The sequence below is a fragment of the Kitasatospora sp. NPDC048715 genome, assembly GCF_043198905.1.
Classification (GTDB): Bacteria; Actinomycetota; Actinomycetes; order Streptomycetales; family Streptomycetaceae; genus Kitasatospora; species Kitasatospora lactacystinica.
On record NZ_JBICVH010000005.1, the window covers coordinates 210,515 to 237,502 of the forward strand.

At 75.4% G+C, this 26,988-nt stretch carries 22 protein-coding genes and 1 pseudogene; 9 read left to right on the plus strand and 14 right to left on the minus strand.

What is annotated here, in order from left to right; all coding sequences use genetic code 11:
* Positions 1 to 231 precede the first annotated feature (231 nt).
* The 9 genes and pseudogenes from ACGFSC_RS11870 to ACGFSC_RS11910 form a co-directional block, all read right to left on the minus strand.
* On the minus strand, positions 232 to 885 hold the full coding sequence (locus tag ACGFSC_RS11870) for a GAP family protein (RefSeq protein ID WP_359906195.1): 654 nt from the start codon (positions 883 to 885) through the stop codon (positions 232 to 234).
* Entirely contained in the window at positions 873 to 1,058 is a 186-nt protein-coding gene (locus ACGFSC_RS11875) for a hypothetical protein (protein ID WP_359906192.1), read from the minus strand. The genes ACGFSC_RS11870 and ACGFSC_RS11875 overlap by 13 nt, the downstream gene beginning before the upstream one ends.
* 207 nt (positions 1,059 to 1,265) lie before the next feature.
* A pseudogene (locus ACGFSC_RS11880) lies at positions 1,266 to 1,331 on the minus strand (hypothetical protein); the annotation flags it as partial.
* A gap of 63 nt (positions 1,332 to 1,394) precedes the next feature.
* Positions 1,395 to 2,504 carry an o-succinylbenzoate synthase gene (gene menC, locus ACGFSC_RS11885; protein WP_359906189.1) on the minus strand — a complete coding sequence of 370 codons (1,110 nt, stop codon included), beginning with the start codon at positions 2,502 to 2,504 and terminating at the stop codon, positions 1,395 to 1,397.
* A complete protein-coding gene (locus tag ACGFSC_RS11890) occupies positions 2,501 to 3,367 on the minus strand; it encodes a GNAT family N-acetyltransferase (RefSeq protein WP_359906186.1) in 867 nt (288 codons plus the stop codon). Before ACGFSC_RS11890 ends, menC begins: the two co-directional genes overlap by 4 nt.
* On the minus strand, positions 3,364 to 4,962 hold the full coding sequence (locus ACGFSC_RS11895) for a helix-turn-helix domain-containing protein (RefSeq protein WP_359906183.1): 1,599 nt from the start codon (positions 4,960 to 4,962) through the stop codon (positions 3,364 to 3,366). Before ACGFSC_RS11895 ends, ACGFSC_RS11890 begins: the two co-directional genes overlap by 4 nt.
* Entirely contained in the window at positions 4,959 to 5,180 is a 222-nt protein-coding gene (locus ACGFSC_RS11900; RefSeq protein WP_359906180.1) for a hypothetical protein, read from the minus strand. Before ACGFSC_RS11900 ends, ACGFSC_RS11895 begins: the two co-directional genes overlap by 4 nt.
* Positions 5,181 to 5,275: 95 nt before the next feature.
* Positions 5,276 to 6,856 carry a serine hydrolase domain-containing protein gene (locus ACGFSC_RS11905; protein WP_359906177.1) on the minus strand — a complete coding sequence of 527 codons (1,581 nt, stop codon included), beginning with the start codon at positions 6,854 to 6,856 and terminating at the stop codon, positions 5,276 to 5,278.
* Positions 6,857 to 6,994: 138 nt separating this feature from the next.
* Positions 6,995 to 7,987: a helix-turn-helix domain-containing protein gene (locus ACGFSC_RS11910; RefSeq protein WP_359906174.1), complete on the minus strand. Its 993-nt coding sequence runs from the start codon at positions 7,985 to 7,987 to the stop codon at positions 6,995 to 6,997.
* Between the two features lie 115 nt (positions 7,988 to 8,102).
* Between ACGFSC_RS11910 and ACGFSC_RS11915 the strand changes: the two genes are divergently transcribed.
* A complete protein-coding gene (locus tag ACGFSC_RS11915) occupies positions 8,103 to 8,714 on the plus strand; it encodes an RICIN domain-containing protein (RefSeq protein ID WP_359906171.1) in 612 nt (203 codons plus the stop codon).
* A 120-nt stretch (positions 8,715 to 8,834) separates the two neighbouring features.
* Here ACGFSC_RS11915 and ACGFSC_RS11920 read toward each other — a convergent pair whose 3' ends face one another.
* Positions 8,835 to 10,010 (minus strand): alpha/beta fold hydrolase, encoded by a 1,176-nt coding sequence (locus tag ACGFSC_RS11920; RefSeq protein WP_392863084.1) that lies wholly within the window; start codon positions 10,008 to 10,010, stop codon positions 8,835 to 8,837.
* 282 nt (positions 10,011 to 10,292) lie between these two features.
* Between ACGFSC_RS11920 and ACGFSC_RS11925 the strand changes: the two genes are divergently transcribed.
* Both ACGFSC_RS11925 and ACGFSC_RS11930 read left to right on the plus strand, forming a co-directional pair.
* A complete protein-coding gene (locus ACGFSC_RS11925) occupies positions 10,293 to 10,694 on the plus strand; it encodes a recombinase family protein (protein ID WP_359915431.1) in 402 nt (133 codons plus the stop codon).
* Between the two features lie 198 nt (positions 10,695 to 10,892).
* The gene (locus tag ACGFSC_RS11930; RefSeq protein WP_359915433.1) at positions 10,893 to 13,814 is read left to right on the plus strand and encodes an AAA family ATPase; all 2,922 of its coding nucleotides are present in this window, start codon (positions 10,893 to 10,895) and stop codon (positions 13,812 to 13,814) included.
* Positions 13,815 to 13,899: 85 nt separating this feature from the next.
* On the opposite strand, the gene ACGFSC_RS11935 is transcribed toward ACGFSC_RS11930, so the two are convergent.
* Entirely contained in the window at positions 13,900 to 14,070 is a 171-nt protein-coding gene (locus ACGFSC_RS11935; protein WP_359915435.1) for a hypothetical protein, read from the minus strand.
* Positions 14,071 to 14,343: 273 nt separating this feature from the next.
* On the opposite strand from ACGFSC_RS11935, the gene ACGFSC_RS11940 reads away from it, so the two are divergent.
* Positions 14,344 to 16,674, plus strand: coding sequence for an LPXTG cell wall anchor domain-containing protein (locus ACGFSC_RS11940; protein ID WP_359915437.1), 2,331 nt, complete (start codon positions 14,344 to 14,346; stop codon positions 16,672 to 16,674).
* 118 nt (positions 16,675 to 16,792) lie between these two features.
* Here ACGFSC_RS11940 and ACGFSC_RS11945 read toward each other — a convergent pair whose 3' ends face one another.
* The 3 genes from ACGFSC_RS11945 to ACGFSC_RS11955 form a co-directional block, all read right to left on the minus strand.
* Positions 16,793 to 18,736 (minus strand): glycerophosphodiester phosphodiesterase family protein, encoded by a 1,944-nt coding sequence (locus ACGFSC_RS11945; RefSeq protein ID WP_359915508.1) that lies wholly within the window; start codon positions 18,734 to 18,736, stop codon positions 16,793 to 16,795.
* Positions 18,737 to 19,019: 283 nt separating this feature from the next.
* Entirely contained in the window at positions 19,020 to 20,117 is a 1,098-nt protein-coding gene (locus tag ACGFSC_RS11950) for a chemotaxis protein (protein WP_359915506.1), read from the minus strand.
* 304 nt (positions 20,118 to 20,421) lie between these two features.
* A complete protein-coding gene (locus ACGFSC_RS11955; protein WP_359915504.1) occupies positions 20,422 to 21,012 on the minus strand; it encodes a lytic polysaccharide monooxygenase in 591 nt (196 codons plus the stop codon).
* Between the two features lie 355 nt (positions 21,013 to 21,367).
* On the opposite strand from ACGFSC_RS11955, the gene ACGFSC_RS11960 reads away from it, so the two are divergent.
* The 5 genes from ACGFSC_RS11960 (at position 21,368) to ACGFSC_RS11980 (ending at position 26,824) form a co-directional block, all read left to right on the plus strand.
* On the plus strand, positions 21,368 to 21,835 hold the full coding sequence (locus ACGFSC_RS11960) for a MarR family transcriptional regulator (RefSeq protein ID WP_359915502.1): 468 nt from the start codon (positions 21,368 to 21,370) through the stop codon (positions 21,833 to 21,835).
* Between the two features lie 258 nt (positions 21,836 to 22,093).
* Positions 22,094 to 23,296: an MFS transporter gene (locus ACGFSC_RS11965; protein WP_359910799.1), complete on the plus strand. Its 1,203-nt coding sequence runs from the start codon at positions 22,094 to 22,096 to the stop codon at positions 23,294 to 23,296.
* Between the two features lie 29 nt (positions 23,297 to 23,325).
* Positions 23,326 to 23,751, plus strand: coding sequence for a heme-binding protein (locus ACGFSC_RS11970; protein ID WP_359910797.1), 426 nt, complete (start codon positions 23,326 to 23,328; stop codon positions 23,749 to 23,751).
* A 62-nt stretch (positions 23,752 to 23,813) separates the two neighbouring features.
* On the plus strand, positions 23,814 to 24,650 hold the full coding sequence (locus ACGFSC_RS11975) for an aldo/keto reductase (protein ID WP_359910794.1): 837 nt from the start codon (positions 23,814 to 23,816) through the stop codon (positions 24,648 to 24,650).
* A 164-nt stretch (positions 24,651 to 24,814) separates the two neighbouring features.
* Positions 24,815 to 26,824 carry an NHL repeat-containing protein gene (locus ACGFSC_RS11980; RefSeq protein ID WP_359910791.1) on the plus strand — a complete coding sequence of 670 codons (2,010 nt, stop codon included), beginning with the start codon at positions 24,815 to 24,817 and terminating at the stop codon, positions 26,822 to 26,824.
* Positions 26,825 to 26,988 lie beyond the last annotated feature (164 nt).

Here is a 26,988-nt window from a genome sequence, read left to right on the forward strand (position 1 = left end):
CCGTCCTGAGAACGGTCTCGCGGTTGATCCGTGTCGTTTGGCCCTCCGGGGTGCGGCGGTGGTGCGGCCTCGGCGAGGGACGCCGGGGCAGCTCGGCGCGCGAGTCCGTACGGCCCTTCGGGTCGGTACGGCGGATCGTCGCCGGAGTGATCCTCGCGCGGCGGGGCCCGGCCGGGCGCGGCAACCCGCCGGGCGAGTGCCGCCGTCCGCCCGTGCGGGGCGGTGGTCCGGTCACAGCGCGGTGGCGCCCTCGGCGATCAGGAGTGCGCCGATCACGGCCAGGACCAGTGCGGTGACGGTGCTGTTGTGGGTCTCCAGCCACGTCCGCACTCTGCCCAACGGGGCCAGGACACGTTCCCCCGCGGCGATGTGGAGCAGCAGGGGGAGCGCGACGGTGAGGGCGGCGATCGCGGTGAACGCTGCCAGGGCGGCGACGGTGGGGGCCGCTTCCAGTTCGGCGGAGCCGATCGTCAGTCCCGCCGCCCCCGAGAGCAGGACGACCTTCGGGTTGGCCGCCGACAGCAGCAGCCCCAGCCGCAGGGCCTTGGCCGGGGTGGCGTCCGTCAGGGCCCTCATCCAGGCCGGGGTCGCCTTGTCCCCTCGGGAGCGCCACTGCCGGGCGGCGAGGAGCAGGAGGACCGCGCCGAGGCCCACTTTGGTCCACGAGGCCCAGGTGGGGGTCTCCTCGCGGGCCTCGACGACGGCGGCGAGCGCGGCGAGCGCGGACGCCGCCGCGAGGATTCCGGCCGTCCAGCCGGTCAGGAAGGCCGCGGCGGTGGGTCTGGGCCGCGGCGTGAACAGCAGCAGGATCGCGGGAACGACCGGAAACGGAGACAGCGCGATTCCCAGCGCGAGCGGTGTCACCTCGCCCATCACGGTGCCCACCGGATACCCCTTCCGTGGTTGGTGGGGTGTTCGGTCATGCGGCCGACCGTCCCCTCGGCCCGCTGGAGCAGGGCGAGGTCGACGCCGCCGAGCAGCAGCACGCCTCCCTCGGTGAGGATGCGCGGGAAGCCTCCCCGCCGGGAGGGGTCGGGAAGGTCGCCGACGCCGAGCATGATGCCAAGGTACCCGCAGGCGGCGGCGAGGAGCGGCAGGCTGCGTTCGATCCGGGCGGGCAGCGGGGCGGGGCGACCCGGGCACCGCGCTGCTCGCGACGGACGTGGTGGACCAGGGCCCGCTTCCTTTGTGCCCCCCTCTACTCCGCTCCCCCCGCGCCGCTGGTAGAGAACGTGTCGGGACCGTCGGGTGCGGGTCACGAGCCCGGCCCGGTGGAGGATCTGCAGGTGGTAGGAGACCGTGGCCGGGCTCAGGTACAGCCGTTGGGCGATCTCGCAGGCCCGGGCTCCGACGGACCCGGGCCCGCACGGCGGTGCCCGAGGCCCTGCGACTGGTCAGACGGTGAGGAGTTCCGTGGAGGTGGTGGCGGCTTGCAGGGCGTCGGGGTCGGGGACGATGCCGATCCCCGGGCCGGTGGGGACGGTCAGACGGCCGTCGTGGAGGACGAAGGGGTCGGTGATGTCGCGGGTGTAGTAGCGGGCCGAGGCCGAGATGTCGCCGGGCAGGGTGAAGCCCGGGAGCGCGGCCAGCGCCAGGTTGGCCGCCCGCCCCAGCCCGGTCTCCAGCATGCCGCCGCACCACACCGGTACGCCGTTCGCCAGGCACAGGTCGTGGATCCGGCGGGCTTCCAGGTACCCGCCGACCCGGCCGGGCTTGATGTTCACGATCGAGCACGCCTCCTGCCGGATGGCGGTGGCCGCGTCCCGGGCGGAGGTGATCGACTCGTCCAGGCAGATCGGGGTGTCCATGCGGGCCGCCAGCCGGGTGTGCGAGAGCAGGTCGTCGGGGGCGAACGGCTGCTCGATCAGTGTCAGCCCGTAGGCGTCGAGCCTGCGCAGGTGGGGCTGGTCCGCCGGACCGTAGGCGGTGTTGGCGTCCACCTGCAGGGCGATGTCCGGGCCGAAGGTCTCCCGGACCGCTCGCAGCGGCTCGATGTCCCAGCCCGGTTCGATCTTCAGCTTGATCCGGGCGTAGCCCGCGCGGAGGTAGCCGTCGACGGCGCTGATCAGCTCGTCGACGGTGTCCGTGATGCCGACGGACACGCCGACCGCGAGCTCGGTGCGCGTCGCCCCGAAGTACTGGGCGAGGCTGATGCCGGCGGTCCGCAGTTCGGCGTCCAGTACCGCCATCTCGACGGCCGTCCTGGCCATCGGATTGCCTCTGACCGGCCGGAGCAGCTCGGGGACCAGTGCCGCGGTCAGCCCGGGGGCCCGGGACAACCGGGGCAGCAGGAACTCACGCACCACTTGCCGGGCCCCGGCCAGGTACTCGGCGCTGTACGTCGGATCGTCGTCGGCCACGCACTCGCCCCAGCCGACGGCTCCGTCGGCCGTGGTGACCTTGACCAGCAGCGAGTTCCGGTGTTCCTGGGTTCCCAGTGCGGTGCGGAACGGCGCGACCAGGGGCAGGGCCACCTCGCGCAACTCCACCTGCTGCAGCTTCATTCCGATGTTTCCTTCCGTCGCAGGACGTACCAGCCGGACCGGTCGAACCCGTCGATCCGGTAGCCGTTCTCCAGGGCGCCGCCGAGCGCCTGGCGCATCGCGGACCGCCAGCGCCGGGCGGCGGCCGGATCCGTTCGCCGCAGGGACTCCGCGTCCACGGGGGTGACACAGCGCAGTACGCCGCCGGTCGCGGCGCGCGGTACGGGCTCGCCGTTGCCGTCCGCTTCGAGTACGGGTTCCGCCGCGGCCAGGTCCGGCAGCGGTGCCGGTGCGTGCGGCGTCCCGTGCACCGGCCAGCTGACGAACAGCCGGTCGGATTCGTCGCCGTCGTTGATGCCGTCGGCCAACGGCCCGTAGAAGTCGGGCAGGTACGCCTCCGCGACCGCCCCGAGCCGCCGCAGGTTGAAGTGGGCGTTGCGGCGGATCAGCGGGTCGTACGTCCACGAGATCGACGACAGGCCCGCACGGGCGGCCCACTCCCGCTGGTGCGACTTCATCGCCGCGCCGATCCCGCGCCCGTGCATTCCCGGCAGCACGCCGGCCACGTGCGAGTGCAGGCTGTCGCCGACGGTGCGGAATCCGGCGGTCGCGCCGACCATCGCCGTCCCGAGGTACGCCGCCGCGACGTAGCCACCGGTGTGGGCGAGCGCGCACATCACGTCCAGGGCCAGCGGTGGCTCGGCGGTGTCCGGGGTGTTCCACACGGTGCGCAGCACCGCGTCGGCCTGCTGGAGTTCGGGGACGGTCCGGAGCGACCGGATTCGGACGTCCGCCCGTTCCGCGCCGGCGGAAGAGGAATCGACCGTGCGACGAGTCTGCTCGGCGGGCCGCTCCGGGCCGTTGGTGTCCGGGCCCGAGTTCACCTGGCCTCCTTCGTGCCGATGTCCGGCAGCCGTAGCCGCAGTTGCAGCGCCAGTGCCAGCCGCAGGTCCGGGTCGTCGATGTCGATCAGCTCGGCGAGCCGGCGCAACCGGTGCCGCAACGTGTTGGGGTGCAGCGTCATGGCCTCGGCGACCCGTGGCACGTCGTAGTGCCCGGCGATCCAGCGGCGCAGTGTCTTCTCGTACTCCGTTCCGTGCCGGGCGTCGTGGTCGAGCACCGTCGACAGGGGCTCCCCGTGCAGGGCGGGACGGTACCGGAGCGCCTCGTGGACGTCCCGCAGGAATATCGGGGCGGCCAGTTCGTCGTGCCGTCCGATCTCCGTCCTGCCGAACGGTCCGCACACCACGTCGAGCGCCTGCCTGGCCTGGCTCAGCCCTGTCGGGACGTCGGCGGGGCCGGGGAGGGTGCGGCTGATCCCCGCCCGCCAGCCGCCGCCCAGGGTGTCGCTCGCCCGGGCCAGCACCGTCGCGATGATCAGCTGGATCACGGGCGCGTCGGACGCCGTGTCGACCACCGCCACGGCCTGACCGTCCAGCGCTCCGGCGGCGGCTCCCAGCCGGTAGGCGGAGAGTCCCATCCGCAGCAGGTCGCCGACGTATTCGGCGGCGGAGTCCGGCGAGACGCCTCGCGCGTGACCGGCCGGGTCGCCGATGCGGCCGATCACCAGCACGGTCGCCGGGGCGTCGAAGCGTATCCCGAACGAATCGGCGAGTTCCCGGGTCGCTCCCAGGCCGCGGAGCAGCCAGCCCAGGCGCTCGGCTCGTTGCCGGCGTTCGGCGTCCGCCGCGAGGCTGACCCGGGCCAGGTGGGGCGCGGCCAGCCGCGCGCCCTCGGCGAGGACGTCCGCCGCCTCCTCCGTCAGGGGCTCGTCGCCCTGGAGCACCCAGATGGTGCCCAGCGCCTCGCCACCGTCCCGGATGGCGATGGCGAGGCGTGGCCGGTACTCCTTCGGCTCGTAGCTCCAGACCGCGGTGTCGGAGCGCAGGACGGCGGCGTACTCCTCGGCGTGGGTCGGGTGGTCCGGCACCCGGCGGCCGAGGATGCCGTCACGACGCGGGTCGTCGACCAGTTGGCCCGGGACCGTGGAGTAGGCCAGCACGCGCATGGACAGGTCCTCGATCGCCACCGCGCCGCCGGCGCGCACGGCGATGTCGTTGGCGAGGGCGAACAGGTCGGTGGACCGGTGCCTGTTCGGCTCGAACACCGGGCTCGTGATCGCGCGCAGCGCGTCGATCAGGGTGTAGAGCTGCCCCCAGGAGATCTCGGCGCTGCGCTCCAGGAGCGCCACTCCGGTCCGTTCGGCCGCCTGTGTCAGCGCTGCCGTGTCCGTGGTGCCGGCTCGCACGACCACCGCCTTGGCGTGGTGCTCGGCTGCCCACTCCAGGACGTCGGCGGTCAGTCGGCCGGGTACCAGGACGATCGCGTCGGTCAGCCCTGTCCCGGGGGCGTCGGTGTCATGGATCGTGGGCGCCCCGACGGTGACGGCCCGTCCTCGCGGCAGTGCGAGCGGCCGTAGGAGGTCGGTTCCCAGGCTGTCGAGCACGACCCCGAGGGTGATCCCGGCGGGGGCTGTCATCGCCGCTCCGATCGCGGCATCGGGCCGTGGCGCTCTCCGGTGGACCCGCCGTCGGCGGTCACCCGTTCACCGGCCGGGAACACCTGCGTCGTTCCGGTCGGCGGCAGCTGCCCCTGCGGAGCGGCCACCGCCGGCCGCGGGGTGGTGCGGCCCGCCAGGGGGGTGAAGTGGTTGCTCGGCCCGGCGGCCTTCCGGCGGCTCGGCGGAGTCGGAGTCATGGGGAGTCCTCGTCAGGGGATGGGTCGGGTGAAGGGGGCGCCGATGAGGGACGCCTCGGGGCGGTCGGCGGAGAGCGAGCAGCGGACGGGGGCGGTCAGGGGACGAGGTTGAGGCCGGGGGGAAGTCCCAGGGGGGCGGTGTCGTCGGGCTGTCGGACGAAGCGCATCCGGTGGACACCGTGCGTGCTGATCAGGAGGTCGTCGCCGCTGGGGCGCAGGCTGATCAGGCCGCCCGCGCGGAACGCGCCGTCCGGTGCCGGTTCGATCGTCCCGACGAACTCCAGGCCGAGTTCGAGCGTGCCGTCCCGGGTGACCGTCGCCAGGACACCGAGTTCCGGACTGCGGTAGACGGCCGGTGGCAGTGTGGCACCGGCCGCCGCGGGGGGACAGCGCCGGTACTCCGTGGCGCGGCCGGGGCGGTACACCGATCCGATCCTGATCGTGCCGGACGACACCCGCAGCCAGAAGCCGGCGCTGTCCTCCAGGCCCTGCCAGCTGCCGTCGACGGCCGGGGCGAACTCGCCGGCGGACGGCGCGTCGTGGATGCGGATCCGGCCGTTGCCCACGGCGTCGATCCGCAGGGTGAGGCCGGATCGCGGATCCAGCCAGTCCCCCGTCAGCCGGGCGGCGGGCTCGGCGGCCACCGGGTCCGCCGTCAGCGCGACGGGATCGTCCTCGGGCAGCCCGGCGGCCAGCCGGAGCACCCGAGTGGCCAGTTTCGCGGAGTCGATCGAGGAGTTGTTGCTCAGCAGCGCCACGCCGAGGTCGGCGTCCGGCATGAACAGCAGCTGGGACCGGTATCCGGGGACACCGCCGGCATGGCCGAACGCCGGGTGGCCCGCGATCGTCGTGCGGTAGAGACCCAGCGCGTACGGCCACTCCTGCCCGTCCCCGGAGTCGACCTGCCGCAACAGCCCGTCGCGGATGTCGGCGCCCAGGACCCGGCCGTCCTGCAGGAACCCGAACCACGGCGCCAGGTCGGCGACGCTGGTGGCCAGGCCGCCGTCGCCGACCGCGGACTCCTCGGTGTCGGCGCGCCGGACGGCACCGCGGGTGACGTCGTACCCGTAGGCGAATCGCGGCAACGGCTCCCGGCTGTCCTCGCGGAACACGGTCTCGTTCATGCCCAGCGGTGCGAACATCCGGTCCGTGGTGAACTCCCCCAGGGTGCGACCGGTGAGCCGCCGCACGAGCGAGGCGACCAGGACGTACCCCGTGTTGGAGTAGGAGAACGCGGTCCCCGGTTCGAAGTCGACCTCGGTCAGCCCTGCCACGAAGGCCAGCGTCTGGTCCTGGGTGATCCTCGTCAGCGGGCGGCCGGCGATCGTCGCCAGGGCCAGCCAGTCCCGCAGACCTCCCGTGTGCCGCAGACATTGACCGACGGTCACCGGCACCGCCAACTTCAGCTCGGGCAGGTGCGTGCGGATGTCGTCGTCCAGCGACAGTCGCCCGTCCCGGCACAGCAGCAACGCCGCCGCGGCGGTGAACTGCTTGCTCATGGAGGCGATGTCGAACCGTGTGCGGGTGTCGACCGGCGCCTCGAACTCCACGCTCGCCAGCCCCGCGGACGCCTGGTGGATCAGCTTCCCGTCGGTGTAGATCCCGACGGACAGTCCCGGGTCACCCGGGCGTGTCGCCGAGTCCACGACCTCGGACAGTGTTGTTGAGATGGCCATGCGCCCCAGACTCTCAGTCAGGACTGCCCGGAAGGTTTGTCCTGGCAGGCAAAGTCCGCTCGCCCGACGTTGGCCGAAAGGACATGCCCGTACGCCTCCTGGCGTCAGGAGCGTTGGGGGCGCGACCGTACGCGGTGTTCAACCGGGGCCGGGCGCCGCTGTGCCGAGCCGTTGGTAGAGGACCTGCCGGGACCGTCGGGTGCGGGTCACGAGTCCGGCCCGGTGCAGGAGCTGGAGGTGGTAGGAGACGGTGGCCGGGCTCAGGTACAGCCGCCGGGCGAGCTCCGTCGTGGAGCGCGGCTGGCTCAGCTCGGCCAGGAGTTTCAGCCGTGTCGCGCCGATCAGCGGATGGTCCCGGGCCGCGGGCCGGCAGTCGATCTGCCCCGCGGGGTAGACGATCAGCGGGGTGCGCGGGGCCGGCGCACCGGGCGGCTCCCCCGCGCAGAAGAGGGCCCAGTCGACGAAGACGCTCGGCGTGAGGATCACCGCGTCCGCGTCCAGCGTCAGCTGGTGGATGCCGCCGGTGCGCAGGTGCACGACCAGTTCGCCGTCGCGCCATTCCAGGTTGGGGGCCAGGCGGTTGAGGGTCTCGGCGAGCCCGCGTCGGGCGATCTCGGAGGCCCGGGCGCCGACGTCGGCCTCCAGGCGGGCCCGGACGGCGGGCCACGAGGGCTCCAGCGCCTCGTGCCAGAACCGCGCCATCTCGTCGGCGAGGCGGTGCGCGAAGTGGTCCTCCCCGCGGTCGAGGGCCCGCAGGAGCTGCCTGGGCGGCGGGTGGCTGGAGCCGGGGTCCCAGGAGTGGCCGTTGACGGCCTCGGTCAACTCGTAGCGGACGCGCTCCCGCGGGGTCGTCGCGATCTGGTGCAGCGCCGTGTCGATGTCGGTCAGGAAGCCCGGCGGCTCCGGCCGGAGGAAGTCGGGGGCGTACCCGAGGGGGCCGCCCCCGCCGACCACGGCCAGCAGCCCGAGCCGGTGCCGGGACAGCGCGCCCGCGGCCCTGGTCCGCCACGGCGGGGTCAGCGTGCCCGGGCTGAACCCGACGAGGCGGAGCAGGTCCTTGGCGGAGCCCACCGGCGAGACCGCGAACCTGACGTTTCCCAGCCCCCGGGCCCCCAGACGAATCCGGATCACAGACGCTCCCCCTTCGCCGGCCCTTTCGAAAGAAATCGAATCATTCGACCGGTCGATCGGCTTGGCGTTTCCTGGATTCACCGCACAGCCCGGCCTTGAGAGGAATCCAGGACCCGTGATCATTCACAGGAAGCTGGCCGCGGTCGCGACCGCGGCGGCAGCCCTCGCCATCGGCACCGCGGGTTCGGCGACCGCCCGGACCGCCGAGCCCGCCGCCCAGCACGTGACACCGGCCTCGGCCTCGGCGCCGACCGCGGCGCGGCAGGGCGGCGGTACCGCGTCCCCCTCGGTCCGGGACGGGGAGATCGTGGAGCTCTGGAACTACAACAGCCAGCACTGCCTGTCGGTCGGGGCCGGGAGCACGGCGGGCGGGGCCGGGATCATCCAGTGGTCCTGTTACGGCGGCGCCGAGCAGTACTGGGGCCTCTACCCGATGCCGAACTCCGGCGGCGGCTACGAGATCGTGAACAAGAACAGCGGCAAGTGCCTGGCGGATCCGGCGAGTTCGCCGAACGCCGGCGTCCAGCTGATCCAGTACGGCTGCGACAAGGGGTGGGAGCAGACCTGGTACTTCGGCTCGAACCCGGACACGGGCTTCGCGCAGATCAAGAACCGGGCGAGCGGCCTGTGCGCCGCGGTCGGCGGTTCGAGCACGACGCCGGGTGCGCCGGTCGTCCAGTGGCCCTGCACCGGCGGCTCCGAGCAGCGGTGGACGACTTCCGGGTGACGGCCGCACGGCCGACCGCCGGCGCCCGGTGACCGACGTCTCGCGGCTCCTCCCCCACGGAGCCGCGAGACCCTCCCCGCCCGTCGCCCCCGCGCGGCGCGTCCGCCGACCCGTCCGCGCTCAGAGCCGGTCGGCGTCGACAACCGCCCGGGCGAAGGCCTCGGGTGCCTCCTGGGGGACGTTGTGGCCGACCTCGGGCAGGCTCCGGTGGAGGTAGGGGCCGGTGAAGAAGTCGCGGTAGCCGGCGCCGTCGCCGGGGGCGGTGAACGGGTCGCGGCCCGCGTCCAGGGTCACGGTCGGCACGGCGATCCGGGGACGGGCGGCGAGGCGGCGCTCCAACTGGTCGTAGCGGTGCTCGCCCTCCGCCAGGCCCAGCCGCCAGCGGTAGTTGTGGATGACGATCGCCGCGTAGTCGGGGTTGTCGAAGGCGGCGGCGGTGCGGTCGAAGACGGCGTCGTCGAAGGCCCAGGTCGGCGAGACCTGCTGCCAGACCAGGCGGCACAGCTCGCGGCGCTTGTCCCGGTCCTCCATGGCACGCCGTCCTCGTTCGGTGGCGAAGTAGAACTGGTACCACCAGGTGTGCTCGGCGGCGGGCGCCAGCGGCTCCTTCTGCATCTCGACGTCGGTGACGAGGTAGCCGCTGACCGAGACCAGCGCCTCGACCCGCTCGGGCCACAGCGCGGCGATGATGTCGGCGGTGCGCGAGCCCCAGTCGAAGCCCGCCAGCACGGCCCGCCGGATGCCCAGCGCGTCCATCAGGGCGAGCACGTCCAGGGCGACCGCGGCCTGCTGGGCGTTGCGCATCGTCCGCTCGGACAGGAAGCGGGTGGTGCCGTGGCCGCGCAGGTACGGCACGACGACCCGGTAGCCCCGGGCGGCGAGCAGCGGGGCGACGTCGACGTAGCTGTGGATGTCGTACGGCCAGCCGTGCAGGCAGACGACGACCGGGCCGTCGGCCGGGCCGTCCTCGGCGTAGCCGACGTCGAGCAGGCCGGCCCGGATCTGGGCCAGGCGGGCGAAGCCGGTCCGGGCGGCGGGGCCGGGGGCGCCGACGGGGGCAGGGGCGCCGACGGGGGCGGCGGCCGGTGCAGGGGCGGGGGCACCGGCGGCCGGGGCCGACCCGGCCGGTACGGGGGTTCCGGCCGGTGCGGCCCCGGCGGCCCGGGCCCGGTCCCGGTCCCGGGCCTGGGCCTGGGCCTGGGCCTGGGGCAGGGGCAGGGGCGGGGCGGCCAGGGACAGCGCGGTGGTGCCCGCGCCGAGTCCGACGGCCCTGGTGAAGGTGCGCCTGTCGATCATGCCGATTTCCTCCTCGGTGCGAACGTGCGCTTCATTCCAGCCCGTTGACGCCGCGTCAACGGGCTGGAGCGCCCCGGCGCGCCGCGCGGGGCCCCCGGGACGGCTGGGAACGCGGGCGCCGCCCGGGGCCCGCGGGGCCTGCGGGGCGGGGCGGTGACCTGTTCGGCGGTCGCACGATTGGGTGGCGACCGCTATTGATCCCGCACTGTTCACCGGGGCCTGCTGGAGTGGACGGGCGCCCCACCCCCGTCGCACTCCTCACCCACCGGGCAGGTGAACGACATGACCGACCGCCCCCCGCACCCCGGCCCCCCGCACCCCGGCCTCCCGGCCCGGCCCGCGCTGTACCTCCGCTGTTACCCCGCCGACGCGGCGGGGCTGGAGTACCAGCGCGCGGTGCTGGAGCGCCTGGCCCGCTACCGCGGCCTGCCGGTGCCCTCCGCCTTCCTGGACGACGGGGCGCGCTCCGGCGACCCGCACCCCGCCCTGGAGCGGCTGCTGGAGCGGGCCGAACAGGGCTGGGTGAACGTGGTGCTGGTGCCGGGGCCGTTCGTCTTCTCGCTCGACGACCGCAGCGCCCGGGCGACCGTGCGCCGACTGGAGGCGCTGGGCTGCGCGGTACTCGAACTGCCCGGCCCGGACGTCCCGCCGCACCACCCGCCGGTCCGCGCCCGGACCGCCTGAACACACTGCCCGCACCGCCCGTACGCGCACGGACACACCGCCCGCACCTCGGGAACACACCGCGGGAACGCGCCACCGGAACGCACCGCGGGGAGGGCGCCCCGGCGGGTACCGCCGCAAGCCGTCACGGCATGATGTGCCCATGGCCTTCGCACCCCTCCTCGGCGAGCGCCGCGCACCCGAACCGACCGGACGGCCGTGAGTCGGCCCGTCGAGCCGGGATCGCCCGGCGCCGGTTTCGTGTTCGTGGGGCGCCGGCCCGAACTGGACCGCCTGACCGACGCGATGCTCCGCCCGCCCGCCGTGGTCCTGGTCGAGGGCGAGGCCGGCCTGGGCAAGTCCCGCCTGGTGGCCGAGGCCGCGGCCGGTGCCGCGGCGGCGGGCCGCCTGGTGCTGACCGGCTTCTGCCATCCGCTGCGCGAGCCGCTGGCCTTCGGCCCGGTGGTGGACGCGCTGCGCGGCGTCGGCCCGTTCCTGCCGCCCGCCGACCGCATCCCGGCCAGCGCCGGGGCGCTGCGCCCGCTGCTGCCCGACCTCGCCGACCGGCTGCCGCCGCTGCCCGCGGCCGCCGGCGAGGGGACGCCGGGGCTGCGGCTGCTGGTCCAGGCGGTGCGCGCCCTGCTCGGCGCGCTCGGCGAGACGGTACTGGTCGTGGAGGACCTGCACTGGGTGGACGACGCCACCCGCGAGCTGCTCCTGCTGCTGGCCCGGGACGTGCCGGCGGGGCTGGCCCTGGTGCTCACCTACCGGGCCGAGGACCTGGCGCCGGACACCCCCGCGCTCGGCGCGGCCTACCGGCGCCCGGCCGGGGTGGGCGGCGCGCTGATCCGGCTGGCCCCGCTCGCCGAGGCCGAGGTCGACGAGCTGGCCCGGGCGGCGCTGGGCCCGCGCGCGACGGCGGCGCTCACCCGGGTGCTGTTCGACCGCAGCGAGGGCCTGCCGCTGGTCGCCGAGGAGGACCTGATCACGCTGTGCGAGCAGCGCGGTGCCGGCGCGCTGACCAACGCCGCGGACCTGGCCGCCGACCTGGAGCAGTCCGAGGTGCCGCGCGGCCTGCGCGACGCGGTGACCGAGCGGCTCGCGGCGCTGTCCCCGGAGGCCTCCGCGATCGCCTCGGCCGCCGCGGTGCTGGGCGTGCCAGCCGGGGAGGAGCTGCTGGCCGCCGTGGCCGGCCTCGACCCGCAGGCCGCGGCGGACGGCCTCACCGAGGCGCTGCGGGCGGCGGTGCTCAACGAGAAGCCGCTGGCCCGCTACGGGTTCCGGCACGTCCTGGCGCAGCAGGTGGCCTACCGCCGGCTGCCGGGGCCGCGGCGCGGCGCGCTGCACCGGCGGGCGGTGGCGGCGCTGGGCGAGCGCGAGCCGAGGCCGCTGGTGCAGATCGCGCACCACACGCTGGCGCTCGGCGACCGGGCGGCCTGGCAGGAGGTGGCCGAGGCGGCCGCCGACCAGGCGGTGGCGCTCGGGGACAGCGGCAGTGCCGGCGCGCTGCTGCGCCGGCTGCTGGACGAGCCCGACCTCGATCCGCGGCGGCGCGGGCGGGCCGCGCTGGCGCTGGCGCGGATCGCCGCCGACGGTGTGGATTCGGTGGCCAGTGCCGCGGTGCTGACCGCGATCATCGCCGATCCGCGGCTGCCGGTGCCCGATCGCGGCGAGATCCGGCTGTCGCTGGGCTTCCTGATGGCGGTGCACGGCGGGGACCGGGCCGGTTTCGACCGGATGGAGGAGTCCCTCGACGAGCTGGAGCAGCGTCCGGGCCGGGCGGCCCGGGCGATGGTGGCGCTGGCCATGAACGAGCGCGACGGCGCCGGCGAGCGCGCCCGGCAGTGGCTGGAGCGGGCCGAGCGGACGCTGGCCGCGGACCCGGACGAGGAGGTGGCCGCCGCGGTGCGGGCCACCCGGCTGACGCTCCTGGCGCGCGAGGGCGACCCCGCGGTGTGGGAGCAGCTGGACGCGCTGCCGCGCAGCTCGCGGCGGCCGGAGATCGTCCGGCAGACCGCCCGTGCGCTGTACAACGCGGGTGAGATCGCCGTGGAGCTGGGCCACGACCGGCGGGCGGCACGGCTGTTGGAGGAGAGCCGGCGCCTGGCCCGTCGGGCGGCGATCCCCTATCTGGAGTGCTACAGCCGGATCGCGCTGGTGCGGCTGGACGGTCTGGCCGGGCAGTGGGACGGGCTGGAGGAGCGGCTGGCCGCGCTGGGCGCGGAGTTCCCGGACCTCGCGATGGCCGGGGTCGAGCAGGCCCTGCTGCGGGGACGGCTGGCGGCCGCGCGCGGCCGGCTCGCGGAGGCGCGCGCCCATTTCACGGAGGCGGGCCCGTACGGGGAGCGGGAGTCGCAGGTGACCGGGGCGCTGCGGGCGGCGGCGGGGCTGGCGGGGCTGCAGCTGGCGGAGGGGGACGTCGCGCGGGCGGCGGCCACGCTGGTGCCGGCGCTGGACGCGCTGCGCCGGGCCGGGGCCTGGCCGCGGGCCGCCGAGTTGCTGCCGGTGGCGGTCGAGGTGCTGCTGGCGGCGGGCGACGCGGCGGGTGCGGCGGAGCTGGTCGAGCAGGCGCGGGCGCATCTGGAGGGGCGGGACGCGCCGGCGGCCCGGGCGGCGCTGGCCTTCGCCGGCGGTCTGCTGCTGGCCGGTACGGATCCGGCGGGCGTCGGCGGGGATCCGGCGGGCGCGGGTGCGGAGTTCGTGCGTTCGGCCGGGCTGTGGCAGCGGATCGGGCGCCCGTACGAGCAGGCGCGGGCCGAGGAGCGGGCGGCGACCGTGGCGGCGGGGGGCGACCGGGCGGCGGCCGGGGAGCGGATCGCCGCCGCCGAGCGGGCCTATCTGGCGCTGGGCGCGGCCTCGGACGCGGCCCGCTGCCAGCGGCTGCGGCGGGAGCTGGGCCTGGGCCGGGCGGCCTCGCCGGGGCGGCGCGGCTACGGCGAGCGGCTGTCCCCGCGCGAGCGTCAGGTCGCGGCGCTGGCCGCCCAGGGCGCGGCGAACCAGGACATCGCCCGGGCGCTGTTCCTGTCGACCCGTACGGTCGAGCACCACGTGGCGAGTGCGCTGCGCAAGCTCGGGGTGGGCCGGGCGGGGCTGGGCGAGGCGCTGGCCGCCGCGGACGGGGCCCCGGAGGGCACCGGCTGAGGGAGGGGAAGGGGGTCCCGCCCGCTCCCTCAAGGGGCGGGACCCGGTCCGGGGTCGGCCGTGCCGGTGGTGCCCGGCTCCGGGGTCAGCCGTGCCGGTGGTGCCCGGCGCGTTCGACGAGCCGGGAGAGCCGGGCCAGCCGGGCCAGGCCGGGCCGGCGCAGGCCGCTGCTGCGGCGGGCGGGCAGGACCAGCCCGGGGTCGGGGGCGGTGAAGTGGGTGTCGGCGTAGAGCCGGAGACGTTCGCGGCGGGTCATGGGGCGACCTCCGGGGGTGAGGGTCGTCGGTGTGGGGCGGGCTCCAGGAAACCGGCTGGGCGGGGGCGGGAACAATGCGTAGCGCTACCCAATCCCCCGTACCGAATCCTGGGTACCGGCCGCTCGCGCGCCTCGGACGGACCGTCAAGCGGTGTTGCCCCAGGCGGGTGAAAGAACCGTCCGGCAGGCGTCGACGCCCGTCCGCGCAGGTACGTGGTTCTGCTGTTCGTGTCACCTCCCGACAGCGAGGTTCCCGTGTCACCTGTCCGACGAGTGCGTCCGCGCCCGCCGCACGTCCTGTCCGCGTTGCTGGCGGTGGTGCTCGGTGCGGGCGCCGCCGCCCTGAGCGTTCCGGCCCCGGCGGCCTCGGCGGGGCCGCCGCAGGCCGTGCGGGCCCGGCCGGCGGCGAACGCGGCGGAGCGACCCGCGGCGAAGGCGGAGGGCAGGGCGGCGCGGCCGAAGCCGCGCGGGGCCGGGACGCAGCGCCCGATCGGCCCGGACCCGGTGGTCGACCTGCTGGCGCACGGCAACCTCACGATGGCCTCCAACTCGGTGCTGACCTGCGACGACAGTGACGGCACGGTCTGCTCGGACACCGAGGGGTCGAACAACGGCCGGACCAAGTTCGTCAAGGTCGACCCGAACGCGCCGGGCCCCAACGCCTCCTCGGCGCAGCTGCTGCTGCCGGCCGGGGCGAACGTCCTGTCGGCGCGCCTGTACTGGCAGTTCAACCCGACCGGGACGAGCACCAACGGCACGTCCGGGGACATCAACCTGGGCAACCGGGTCTCCTGGAAGGTCCCGGGCGCGAGCGGGTACCAGCAGGTGAGCGCGGACACCTACGACTGGTTCGACCAGATGGTGGGCGGGAACCCGCCGGAGCCGCTGCTGGCCGCCGGGGCGGTCAAGGACGTGACGGCGGAGGTCAGGGCGGCCGGTGCGGGCAGCTACACCGTCGCCGACATCCAGGCGTGCAGCGGCCGTTCCTCCGCGCAGAACTTCGGCGGCAACAACGTGGGCTGCTGGGGCGGCTGGTCGCTGGTGGTCGCGTACGAGGACACGGCGGAGCCGCTGCGCTACCTCCAGGTCTGGGACGGCTACCAGCTGCTGCGCGACCCCAACAACTCGACGACCCTCACCCTCGGCGGCATCCGCACCCCCGCCACCCAGGCCCCGCGGGCCGTCATGGGGATCACCGTGGGCGACGGTGACGCGCCGATCGCCGGGGACTCCCTGGCCGTCGGCTCCACGCCCACCGACCTGACCCTGCTGCCGATGCCCGGCCCCACCGGGATCGGCACGGACAACGCGTTCACCAGCCGGATCGACCACGTCGCGACGGACGGCACCGGCACCAACATCACCACCCGCGACCCCGACCCGGTCAACAACTACGGCTACGACGCCCGGATCATCGACGTGACCGGCAAGATCCCGGCCGGCAGCGAGCAGGCGCTGGTCCGCATCAGCGGCGCCGGCGACGCCCTGGAACCGCAGGCGGCCTGGCTGGCCCTGGACGCCCTCGAACCCGACCTGCGGATCACCAAGGCCAACACCCCGCCCGGCAGCCCCGACGACAACCCGCCCGGGCTGGTCGGCCCCGGCGAGACCATCACCTACACCTTCGCGGTGGCCAACCGGCGCCAGGACGGCACCAGCACCGACCTCGACACCGCGACCGGCGTCACCGTGACCGACACGATCCCGGTCGGCACCACCTTCGTCCCCGCCTCCAACCCGGCCTGCCAGGCCAGTGGACAGACCGTCACCTGCACGGTCCCCGACCTGCCCCCGGGCGCCGAGGCCAACGTCGCCTTCCAGGTCACCGTCGACGCCTCCACCGCCGTCGGCACCCACCTCGACGACACGGCCACGCTCCACTTCCGGGGCAGCCAGACCCAGCGGGCCCAGGAGCGCACCAGCAACACCGTGCGCAACACCGTCGCCGCCGTGCCCGGCTACACCATCGTCAAGACGGCCGACCCGACCACCGCCAAGCCCGGCGACACCGTCCGCTACCGGATCCAGGCCACCAACACCAGCCGGACCGACGCCCCCGGGGTGACCCTCACCGACGACCTGTCGGGCGTGCTGAACTCCGCCGCGTACAACAACGACGCCACCGCGGACCGCGGTCAGGTCCAGTTCGCGGGCACCGCGCTGACCTGGAGCGGGGACCTGCCCGTCGGGGCCACCGTGACCATCACCTACTCCGTCACCGTGCGCTCCCCGCTGGCCGCCGACGCGGTCCTGCGCAACGCCGTCTCCTCCGGCACCTACGCCAACAACTGCTCGCAGGGCTCGACGGACGCGCGCTGCCGCACCGAGGTCCCGGTCACCGTACCCAGCCCCAGCCCCAGCCCGACGCCGTCGCCGAGCCCCGGCCCGAGCCACAGCCCGAGCCACTCGCCGCACCCGACCCACAGCCCGGGCCACAGCCCGACCCACGTCCCCCCGCCCGACCACGGCCACGGCGGCCAGCTGCCCGAGACCGGTAGCAACGCGGCCCGGCTGCTGCCCGTCGTCGGCCTCACCGCGCTCGGCGCCGTCACCGCGGGCGCGCTCCTGCTGATCCGCATCCGCCGCGCCCGCCGCACCCGCTGAGCCCCGTCACGACCGCACTCCCCCGGCCGCGCCCACGCCTCGCGTGGGCGCGGCCTCGCGCTGCCGGGACGGGCTCCGGCCGGCAGGGGCCGCCCCCGGGAACGCCCCCGACGGGGTGTCAGCCGCGCGGGGCGGTGTCCAGGGCGCGGGCGTCGGCGGCGATCAGGCGGGCGCGGTCGGCGGGGACGGTGCGCCCGGCCTGGTCGTCGGCCCACTGGGCGAGCGGCCGGTACTGGCCCTGGCCGAGCATCACGGTCAGGGTGGCGACGGCGTTGCGGTCGGCGCCGGAGGTGAGCACCAGGGCGGCCAGGCCGGTGGGGGTGGCGGCGAGGGTGAACTCGGTGGTGGTCTCGGCGCGGCCGCCGGGGCCGGTGGCCTCGGCGCGCAGGGTGTGCCTGCCGAGCGGGAGGGCGGCGGTGTCCAGGGCGGTGCCGGGCGCCAGCTCCTTGCCGTCCAGGGTGAGGCGGACGGTGTCGGCACCGGTGGCCTGGACGGCGGTGACCGGCTGCTGGGCGCGGTCCAGGGTGGTGCCGGCGGCCGGGGAGGTGATCGCCACGGTGGGCGCGACGGGGCGGACGGGGTTGCCGCCCTGGAGCCAGGCGCTGTTCCAACCGGCCAGCTCCGCCGGGCGGTTGGTGATGACGCCGTCGACGCCGGCGGCCTCCAGGGCCTTCCAGCGGGTGGCCGAGTCGACCGTCCAGACGTTGACCGCGACGCCGGCGGCGTGCAGGTCCTTCACCACGGCCGGGCGGGCGGCGAGGCCGCCGTCGGAGGGGTTGTAGGCGGACAGGCCGAGGTCCTTGGCGACGGCCACCGGGTCGGCGTCGAGGTCGCCGCGCAGCAGGCCCAGGGGCAGTTCGGGGGCCAGTTCGCGGGTGTACCGCAGGGCGTCGACCTCGAAGCTCTGGACGAAGACCCGGCCGGTCATCCTCTGGTCGCGCACCTCCTGGACGATCCGGGCGACCTCGTCGCGGCTGTGCTTGCCCTTGATCTCCAGCAGCAGGTTGCCGCCGCGGGTGCGCAGGTCCTCCAGCTGGGCGGCCAGGGTGGGGATGCGGGCGCCGGCGTAGACGGGGCCGAACCAGGAGCCGGCGTCCAGGGTGTCGAGCTGGGCGGCGGTCAGGTCGCGGATGCGGCCCTTGCCGTCGGTGGTGCGGTCGACGGTGTCGTCGTGCAGGACGTAGGGGACGCCGTCCTTGCTGGGCTGGACGTCGTTCTCGATCCACTCGGCGCCGCCGCGGCGGGCGATCTCGTCGGAGACCAGGGTGTTCTCGGGGGCGGCGGAGGAGGCGCCGCGGTGGGCGAAGACGGTCAGCGGGGCGCCGGCCGGGCGCAGCCGGCCGGCGGGGGCGAGGGCGGTGACCTTGAGGTCGTCGAAGGAGACCTTGGCGCCGTTGACGACCAGGGCCTGGCCGCCGTCGGCGCTGCGGGCGACCTGGGTGGTGCGCATGACCTCCTTGCCGTCGAAGATCCAGCGGGCGGTGGTGCCGTGGACCTCGACGGCGATGCGCACGTCGCGGCCGGTGCCGGCGGCGGTGGGGGCCGCGGCGGTGTCGGTGACGTTCCAGGCGTTGGCGGGGGTGCGCCGGGCGAATTCGAGGCCGTTGGCGGCGGTGGTGCCGGTGCGCATGGTGGCGATGGACCAGGGGGTGGCGCCGGAGGCGGGGACGTCGAGGCCCAGGGCGGTCCAGCGGGCGCCGTCCTGGACGGTCTCGAAGCGGGCGGTGGCCTCGATGCGGAAGTCGTCCAGGTGGCGGCCGAAGGTGATCCGGCTCTGCTGGCCGGAGTTGGCGGAGGTGCCGACCAGGCGGCCGCCCTCGACCTTCCAGTCACCCTCGACGGCGGCCCAGCCGGCGGGCAGGGCGGGGGCGGTGAAGGTCTCGTCGACGACGACCTCGCCGGGGGCCGGGGCGGCGCCGGCCGCGGCGGGGGCGGGGGCGGCTTCGGCGGAGACGGCGCTGGGGGCGTTCAGGGCGACGGCGGTGAGGCCGAGCGAGGCGGCGACGGCGGCGGCGAGCAGGCCGGTGCGGCGGCCCGCGCGGGGGCGGTGACTCTGTGTCATGCGCGGCAGGCTAGGGGCGGTTGCCGAACCGGACGTCACGAGTCCGAAAACCGTTCGTGACCATTGCGCGTGCGGTTCGCGAAGGTGGCGCGTTCCTTGCCCCGTTCGGCCGGTTCGTTTCCGTACGGGCGCGGTGGGCGGGTCGGGGGACGGGTGCGGCGGGGGGACGCGCGGTGGGGGCGGGCCGGCCGGACGGTCGCCCTGTGCGACGGGAGCGGCTGCCTCCGATGCGCCGCGGCCGCCCGCCGGGCCTACCGGACGGGCGGCCGCGGTCGAGGGCGGGTCAGTAGCGCAGGACGGCGGCGATCCGGTCGCTGTCGGCGAGGGTGCCGTCGGGGACGAAGCCGACCTGGCCGCCGGTGTCCAGGGTGCGCTCGATCACCTCGTCGACGATGTCCTCGCGGGCGCCGGGCTGGTCGGCCTCGGCGGGCACGAGGTGCTCGCCCTCGTCGCGCACGGTGGCGCGGTAGTTCTCCTCGACCACCAGGCGGGCGACCCGGCCCTCGCCGACGGTCCGCCAGACCTCGTCCAGGCCGGCCGCGAACTGCTGGGCGCCGCGGGCCTTGTCGAGCTGGGCGAGGTGCTCGGCGACCTCCTGGTCGGCGTGGGCGCGCACGGCGGGTTCGACCACCTTGCGGACGGTCTCGGCGTCGGCCTGGGCCAGGCCGCCGTGCGGGAGCTGCGCGGTGGACTCCTTGGCGATCGGGCCGACGGCGTCCAGCAGGGCGAGCGCGGCGGCCTCCCCGACCACGTACAGCGGGCGGGGGGCGGCGGCCAGCAGCTTGCCGACCTCGGTGTCGGCCTGGCGCAGGAAGGTCTTGGTCGCCTCGTCGCGGAAGGTGCTGGGCGTGTCGCCGATCTGCTCCTGGCGTTCGGGGTCGGGGTTGTCGAAGACGCGCACCAGCGGGAAGCCGCGGCCCTTCTCCTCGGCGACCCGCTCCTCGGTGCCGCCCCAGAGCACCACCTTGTCGGCGGCGACCGCGAGCACCCAGAACGGGCGCTCGGCGGCGTGCGCGGCGACCAGGTTGCGGGTGAGGAAGGTGTCGGACAGGACCACCCGGGCGGGGGCGGTGCGCCCGAGTGACCAGACCTGGTGCTCGCCGGGGGCGGCGAAGATCGCCAGGCCGTCCTCGGCGTGCACCAGGTCGACCTCCGTGTGGGCCCGGTCGAGCTGTTCCAGCACGTCGATCCGGTCGGCGCGGGAGACCTCCGGGTCCGCCTGGACGCGCTCCTTCGCCTCGGCCAGCAGGTTGCGCAGCCGGACCGGGTCCTGGGTGTTGTCCGGCTCCCGGCGGTGCGTGGGCATCAGGATCGACACCACCGGATAGGGCCGCGGCCGGCGCAGCTCGGCGAGGACGGCGGGGCTGAGGTCGGGGCGCATGGAGACCCTTTCCGAAGGCGGTCGGCCTTCTTTCGTGGACGCGCGAAGCCTGGCACTGCTGCCAAATGTCGTCAATGTACCTATTTGCGGCTTCTGCGGCGCGCGAGCACGGCCCGGGCGGGGCTCTGGCGGGGGTCTGCGGTGCGGTCGGGCCCGGGGTCTGCGGTGCGGTGCGGTCGGGCGGCCCGCCGGCGCCGTCCGGAGTCGGGCGGCGGCGTCGGCGGGACGCGGTCGGGAGCGGTGGGGCCCGGTCGGGCCCGGTGCGACGCGACCGGTCAGGGCCGTCGGGACGGCCCGGGGGCGGTCAGAACTGGACGTCGGTGCAGGAGTAGAAGGCGTTGCCGGTGTCGGCGATCTCCCAGACGGCGACGATCACCTGGTGGCCGGTGCGGCCGGTGGGCAGGGTCCCGGTGTGGGTGGTGGTGGCGGCGGGCTGGCGGCCGTTGTAGGGGACGGTCAGGAACGGGGTCAGGTCCAGGGCGGACCGGGTGATCGGCTGGCTCGCGCTGTAGCCGGGCTTGGTCAGGTAGTACTTGAAGTTCGTGGTGGAGTGCCGGGCCTCGATCTCCCAGGTGAAGGTGAGCTGCTGGCCCGCCGTCACCCTGGTGGTCGGCCAGGCGCCGCCGCGGGGGTTGTCCAGCGGGGCCCAGCGGGCGTCCCCGCCGGCGCAGATGGTGCCGTCCGCCGGGCCGCGGCCCGGGAAGCCCTTGGGGCCCTCGACGCTCTGCGGCTCCCACTGGATGTCGCCGCAGTCCCACGGGACGGCGTTGGCGCCGCAGAGCGCGGAACGGCTCGGCGGCAGGTTGATGAAGCCGTGCGACTGGGCCGGCAGGGCCGCCGCGATCGGCAGGGCGATCGCGGCCGCGGCGGCGGCGATCAGATGGCGCTTGCGCATGGTGCTCCTCCGTGGGGGTGGATGGAGTGTGCGCCCGGCGCGGGGCGTGCGCGTGCGCGTGGGGGTGCGCACGGCGGCCTGCCCGAGACATGGCATGCCCGCGCCAGACCGGTTGCCCGACACCGTAGGAGCTGCCTTCCCCTCGCGTCAATGGTCTGAACCATTTACGCCAAAGCCTTGCGAACACTGGGCACCGCCCGACGTCTCGCACCCGGCACCCCACTCGGACCCGCCCGGGCCCGCGCGGGGCCCACTCTTGGAAGATTATTTGCACAAGCGCTATACAAGCCCTAGCCGATATTTCAGTTCATGGCTTATCCTGGACCCAGCCACATCTGCAAGGAGGCCAGGCCCCATGACCGCCACGGACCCCGCGCTCACCGCCCTCGCCAGCGGCTGGAACGCCCTGTCCCTCCTGCACGGCCGGATCGAGTCCCACATCGAACGCGCCCTGCAGGCCGAGCACGACCTGAGCGTGCGCGAGTACTCGCTGCTCGACGTGCTCAGCCGCCAGCACGACGACGAGGGCGGGCACCTGCAGATGAAGCAGGCCGCCGACGCGGTCGTGCTCAGCCAGAGCGCCACCACCCGCCTGGTCACCCGACTGGAGGACCGCGGCCTGCTGGCGCGCTACCTGTGCCCGACCGACCGCCGCGGCATCTACACCAACGTGAGCGAGGACGGGCTGAAGCTCCTGGAGCGGGCCCGGCCGACCAACGACGCCGCCCTGCGCGAGGCGCTCGACGAGGCCGCCCGCAACCCCGAGCTGACCTCGCTGGTCCGCGCGGTCGAGGCCGTGGACGCCGCCTCGCCCGCCCGCTGACCCCGGCCGGCCCCGCACCCGCCGCTCCCCCCGGGCCCGGCCCGTCCGAACCGCACCCACGGTTCGGACGGGCCGGGCCCGGTCGCGTTTCCCGTCCACCCCACCCCGTTGCGCATGCAACCCATGGCGCATGCAACCTGTGCCGCGTGCAACCTATGGCGAATGCCCCATACCCTCGCTTGCACTTATCGCGCGTCTGCAACTATTGTTTAAGCACGCAAGGCGCTAGCTCAAGCAATCACAGAAGGGTTCGGGCCCATGCCTCTCGCTCTCATCGCCCTGGCCATCGGCGCATTCGGGATCGGGACCACCGAGTTCGTGATCATGGGCCTCCTGCCCCGGATCGCCGGCGACTACGGCGTCTCCATCCCCAGCGCGGGCCTGCTGGTCACCGGCTACGCCCTCGGCGTGGTCGTCGGCGCCCCGCTGATGACCGCCCTCGGTACCCGGATCGGCCGCAAGACCATGCTCATGCTGCTGATGGGCCTGTTCACGGCCGGGAACCTGCTCTCCGCGTTCGCCCCGTCCTTCCCCGTGATGCTGGCCGGGCGCATCGTCACCTCACTCGCCCACGGCGCCTTCTTCGGCATCGGCTCCGTCGTCGCCGCCGACCTGGTCGCCCCGCAGAAGAAGGCCGGCGCCATCGCCACCATGTTCACCGGGCTGACCGTCGCCAACATCGTCGGCGTGCCGCTGGGCACCTTCATCGGCCAGGCCGTCGGCTGGCGCGCCACCTTCGCCGGCGTCGCCGCGCTCGGCGTGCTCGGCCTGCTCGGCATCGCCCGGCTCGTACCCGCCATGCCCCGCGCCGAGGGCGCCCACCTGCGCCGCGAGCTCACCGCCTTCCGCAACCCGCAGGTGCTGCTCGCGATGGCGATGACCGTACTCGGCTTCGGCGGCGTCTTCGCCGCGATCACCTACATCGCCCCGATGATGACCAACGTCACCGGCTACGCCGAGGGCTCCGTCACCTGGCTGCTGGTGCTGTTCGGCGTCGGCATGTTCCTCGGCAACCTGCTGGGCGGGCGCTACGCCGACCGCAAGCTGATGCCGATGCTCTACACCACCCTCGGCGGGCTCGCCGTGGTGCTGGCGCTGTTCACCCTCACCGCCCACAACAAGGTCGCCGCCGCCGTCACCGTCCTGCTGGTCGGGGCCCTCGGCTTCGCCACCGTCCCCCCGCTCCAGAAGCGGGTCCTGGACCAGGCCCACGGCGCCCCCACCCTGGCCTCCGCCGTCAACATCGGCGCCTTCAACCTCGGCAACGCGCTGGCCGCCTGGCTCGGCGGCATGGTCATCACCGCCGGTCTCGGCTACACCGCCCCGAACTGGGTCGGCGCCGTCCTCGCCGGCGCGGCCCTGCTGCTGGCCTTCTGGTCCGCCGCCCTGGAGCGCCGCACCCCCGGGCGGGTGACCGCGGCCGCCGCCCCCGCCGCCGCCCCCGTCCCCGCCCACCACTGACCCCGCTCCCCCACCCCGGAGAAGACCTCATGAGCACCACCACCGCCGTCGCCCCGCTCACCACCGCCGACGCCGAACTCCTCGTCGACGCCGCCCGGACCGCCGCCGAGGCCGCGGGCGTGACCGTCAGCGTCACCGTCCTGGACGCGGGCGGCCACCTGCTCGCCTTCCGCCGCGACGACCGCGCCGTGCTGATCTCCGGCGAGACCAGCACCCGCAAGGCCTACACCGCCCTCCAGCTGAACGCCCCGACCGCCGACCTGGTCGACCTGGTCAAGCCCGACGGGCCGTTCCACTCCCTGCCCACCGCGCTGGACCGCCCGCTGCTGTTCATCGCCGGCGGCATCCCCGTCCACCGCGACGGCCGGCCGATCGGCGCCATCGGCGTCGGCGGCGGCGCCCCCGAGCAGGACCACTCCTTCGCCGCCGCCGCACTCGACCGACTCGCCCGGTGAGCACCGCCGCCCGGCCCCTCCGCTCCGCCCCCACCGACCGCACCGCCCCAAGGAGACAGCGCATGACCACCCCCGACATCCCCACCGTGAAGCTGAACAACGGCGTCGAGATCCCCCAGCTCGGCTTCGGCGTCTTCCAGGTCCCCGACGAGCAGACCACCGCCGCCGTCGCCTCCGCCCTGGAGGCCGGCTACCGCAGCATCGACACCGCCGCCGTCTACGGCAACGAGACCGGCGTCGGCCGCGCCCTGGCCGCCTCCGGCGTGGCCCGCGAGGACCTGTTCGTCACCACCAAGCTGTGGAACGCCGACCAGGGCCACGACGCCACCCTGCGCGCCTTCGACGCCAGCCTCGCCAAGCTCGGCCTGGACCACGTCGACCTCTACCTGATCCACTGGCCCACCCCGGCCCGCGACCTCTACCCCGACTCCTGGCGCGCCCTGGAGCGCCTCGCCGAGGAGGGCCGCATCCGCGCCGCCGGCGTGTCCAACTTCCAGCCCGCCCACCTCCAGCGCCTGCTGGACCACAGCTCGCTGGTGCCCGCCGTCAACCAGGTCGAGCTGCACCCCGGCCTCCAGCAGGCCGAGCTGCGCGCCTTCCACGCCCGGCACGGCATCGCCACCGAGGCCTGGAGCCCGCTCGCCCAGGGCGCCGTCCTGGACGACCCGGCGATCACCGCGATCGCCGCGCGCACCGGCAGGTCCCCCGCCCAGGTCGTGCTGCGCTGGCACCTGCAGCTCGGCAACATCGTCATCCCCAAGTCGGTCACCCCGGCCCGCATCCGGCAGAACCTCGACGTCTTCGGCTTCGAGCTGACCGAGCAGGACATGGCCGCGATCGCCGCCGGCGACCGCGACCTGCGCACCGGCCCGCACCCGGACCAGTTCAACGCGAGCTGACCCCGCCGGCGGCCGACCGGGCACGGGCCCCGCACCGGATCGCCCGTACCGGGCAATTTCCGCCGCGTCCCGCGGCCGGATGCGCCCGGGCGGGGCGCCGGTGTGGCAGGCAGGGGGACGACGGTCCAGCGGCCGTCGTCCCCCTACGGCCGAACGGAGCCCCCATGCGCCGACGCCGCGGCGTCCTGCTGACCGCCGCCCTCCTGGCCCAGCTCGCCGCCGGACCCTCCCACGCGGCGGCCCCCGCCCCGCACGGCGGGCAGCCGGACGGCCAGCGCGGGGTGGTGCGCAGCGGCGACGCCCCGCTGGGCGGCGCCGAGGTGACGCTCTACCGGGCCGGGGACGGCGCGGGCGCCGCGCCCCGGGTGCTGGCCCGCGCCCGCAGCGGGCGGGACGGGCGCTTCGTCCTGGACTACCGCCGCCCCGGGGACCCGCGCGCGGTGCTGTACGTGCTCGCCGATCTGCCCGGGCCCGCCGGCGCGCGGGGCGGGGACGGGCAGGGCCCGCCGCAGGGGCCGGTGACGCTGGCCGCCGTCCTGAGCGGGGCCCAGGCCCCGCCCGAACTCGTCGTCAACGAGCGCACCACGGTGGCCGTCGCCTACGCCCTGGCCCGTTTCACCGGCCCGCGGGGCGTGGCCGGCCCCCGTCCGGGGCTGCAGAACGCCGCCGGGATCGCCCACAACCTGGCCGACACCGGTACCGGCGGCATCGCCGCGACGCTCGCCGACCCGCCCAACGGCGCCCTCACCTCGACGATGGCGGAGTTCAACACGCTCGCCAACCTGCTCGCGGCCTGCGTCACCGGCGGCGCCTGCGAGCAGTTGTTCGACCTGGCCCGGCGCCCCGGCCGCGAACGGCCCCGCGACACCCTGCGGGCCGCGGTGGACATCGCCCACGACCCCGGGCACAACGCCGCCGGGCTGTTCGCCCTCGCCGACACCACTCCCCGCTACCGGCCGGCCCTGCCCGCCGCCCCCGAGGCCTGGACCGTGGCCCTGCGCTACGGCGGCAACGGGCGGGAGATCGACGGGCCGGGCAACATCGCCTTCGACGCCGACGGCAACGCCTGGGTCAGCAACAACTACCGCTACGACGCCGATCCCGCCGTCCCGGTCTGCGGCGGCGAGAGCGTCCTGAAGTTCACCCCCACCGGCCGGGACGCCCCCGGTGCCCCCTACCGCGGCGGCGGCCTGTACGGTGCCGGCTTCGGGGTCGCCGTGGATGCCCGGGGCTCCGCCTGGGTCGCCAACTTCGGTTTCCAGGGCAGTGGTTGCCCGATCGACCCGACCCCGCTGGAGCGCAGCGTCTCGCAGTTCGCGCCGGACGGCACCGTGCTCTCCCCGCCCGAGGGCTGGCGGGCCGGCGGCATCGTCCAGCCGCAGGGCCTGGCCGCCGACCGCTCGGGCACCGTGTGGGTGGCCAACTGCGGTGCGGACAGCGTGGCCCGGATCCCCGACGGTGACGCCACCCGGGCCCGGGAGGTGCCCACCCCGGCCCTGCACAAGCCCTTCGGTGCCGCCGTCGACCCCGCCGGGCGGCTGTGGGTGAGCGGGAACGGCAGCGACAGCGTGCAGGTCCTGGCCCCGGACGGCACCGTGGAGCGGGCCGTGACCGGCGGCGGTCTGCGGCGGCCGCTGGGCGTCGCCACCGACAGCCGGGGCAACGCCTGGGTCTCCAACAGCGGCATCCTGCCGGTGCCCTGCGGCGACGGCACCGCGGGCGACCTCGCGGACGCCGCCGCGGCGGGCGACGCCGGTGCGCGCCCGGGCGCCTCGGTGACCCTGATCCGGTCCGACGGGACCCCGGCCCCCGAACCCTTCACCGGCGGCGGCCTGTTCCTGCCCTGGGGCGTGGCCGTCGACGGCGACGACACCGTGTGGGTCGCCAACTTCGGCGGCCACCGCGTCGCCCGGCTGTGCGGCGTCGACCTCGCCGCCTGTCCGCCCGGCTTCGCGACGGGGCAGCCGATCTCGCCGCCCGACACCGGCTACCCGAGCGACGGGCTGGAACGCAACACCGGCCTGCGGATCGACCCGTCGGGCAATGTGTGGCTGGCCAACAACTGGCGCACCGTGCCCGTGCGGACCAATCCCGGCGGCCACGAACTGGTCCTCCTGGTCGGTGCCGCCGCCCCCGTCGTGACCCCGGACCTCGGCGGCCCCGGCCGGCCCTGACCGGCCCTGACCGGCCCCGTCGCCCCCGCGGCTGCGGCCGCCGCCGCGATCGCGGCGGTTCCCGGGGCCGTAGGGGCGACTACCCGCCGGTACCGGTGGGCGGCGCGGGGCGGCCGGGAAGACTGCGCCGATCGGCGCACCGCCGTGCAGGAGACCCGGGAGCC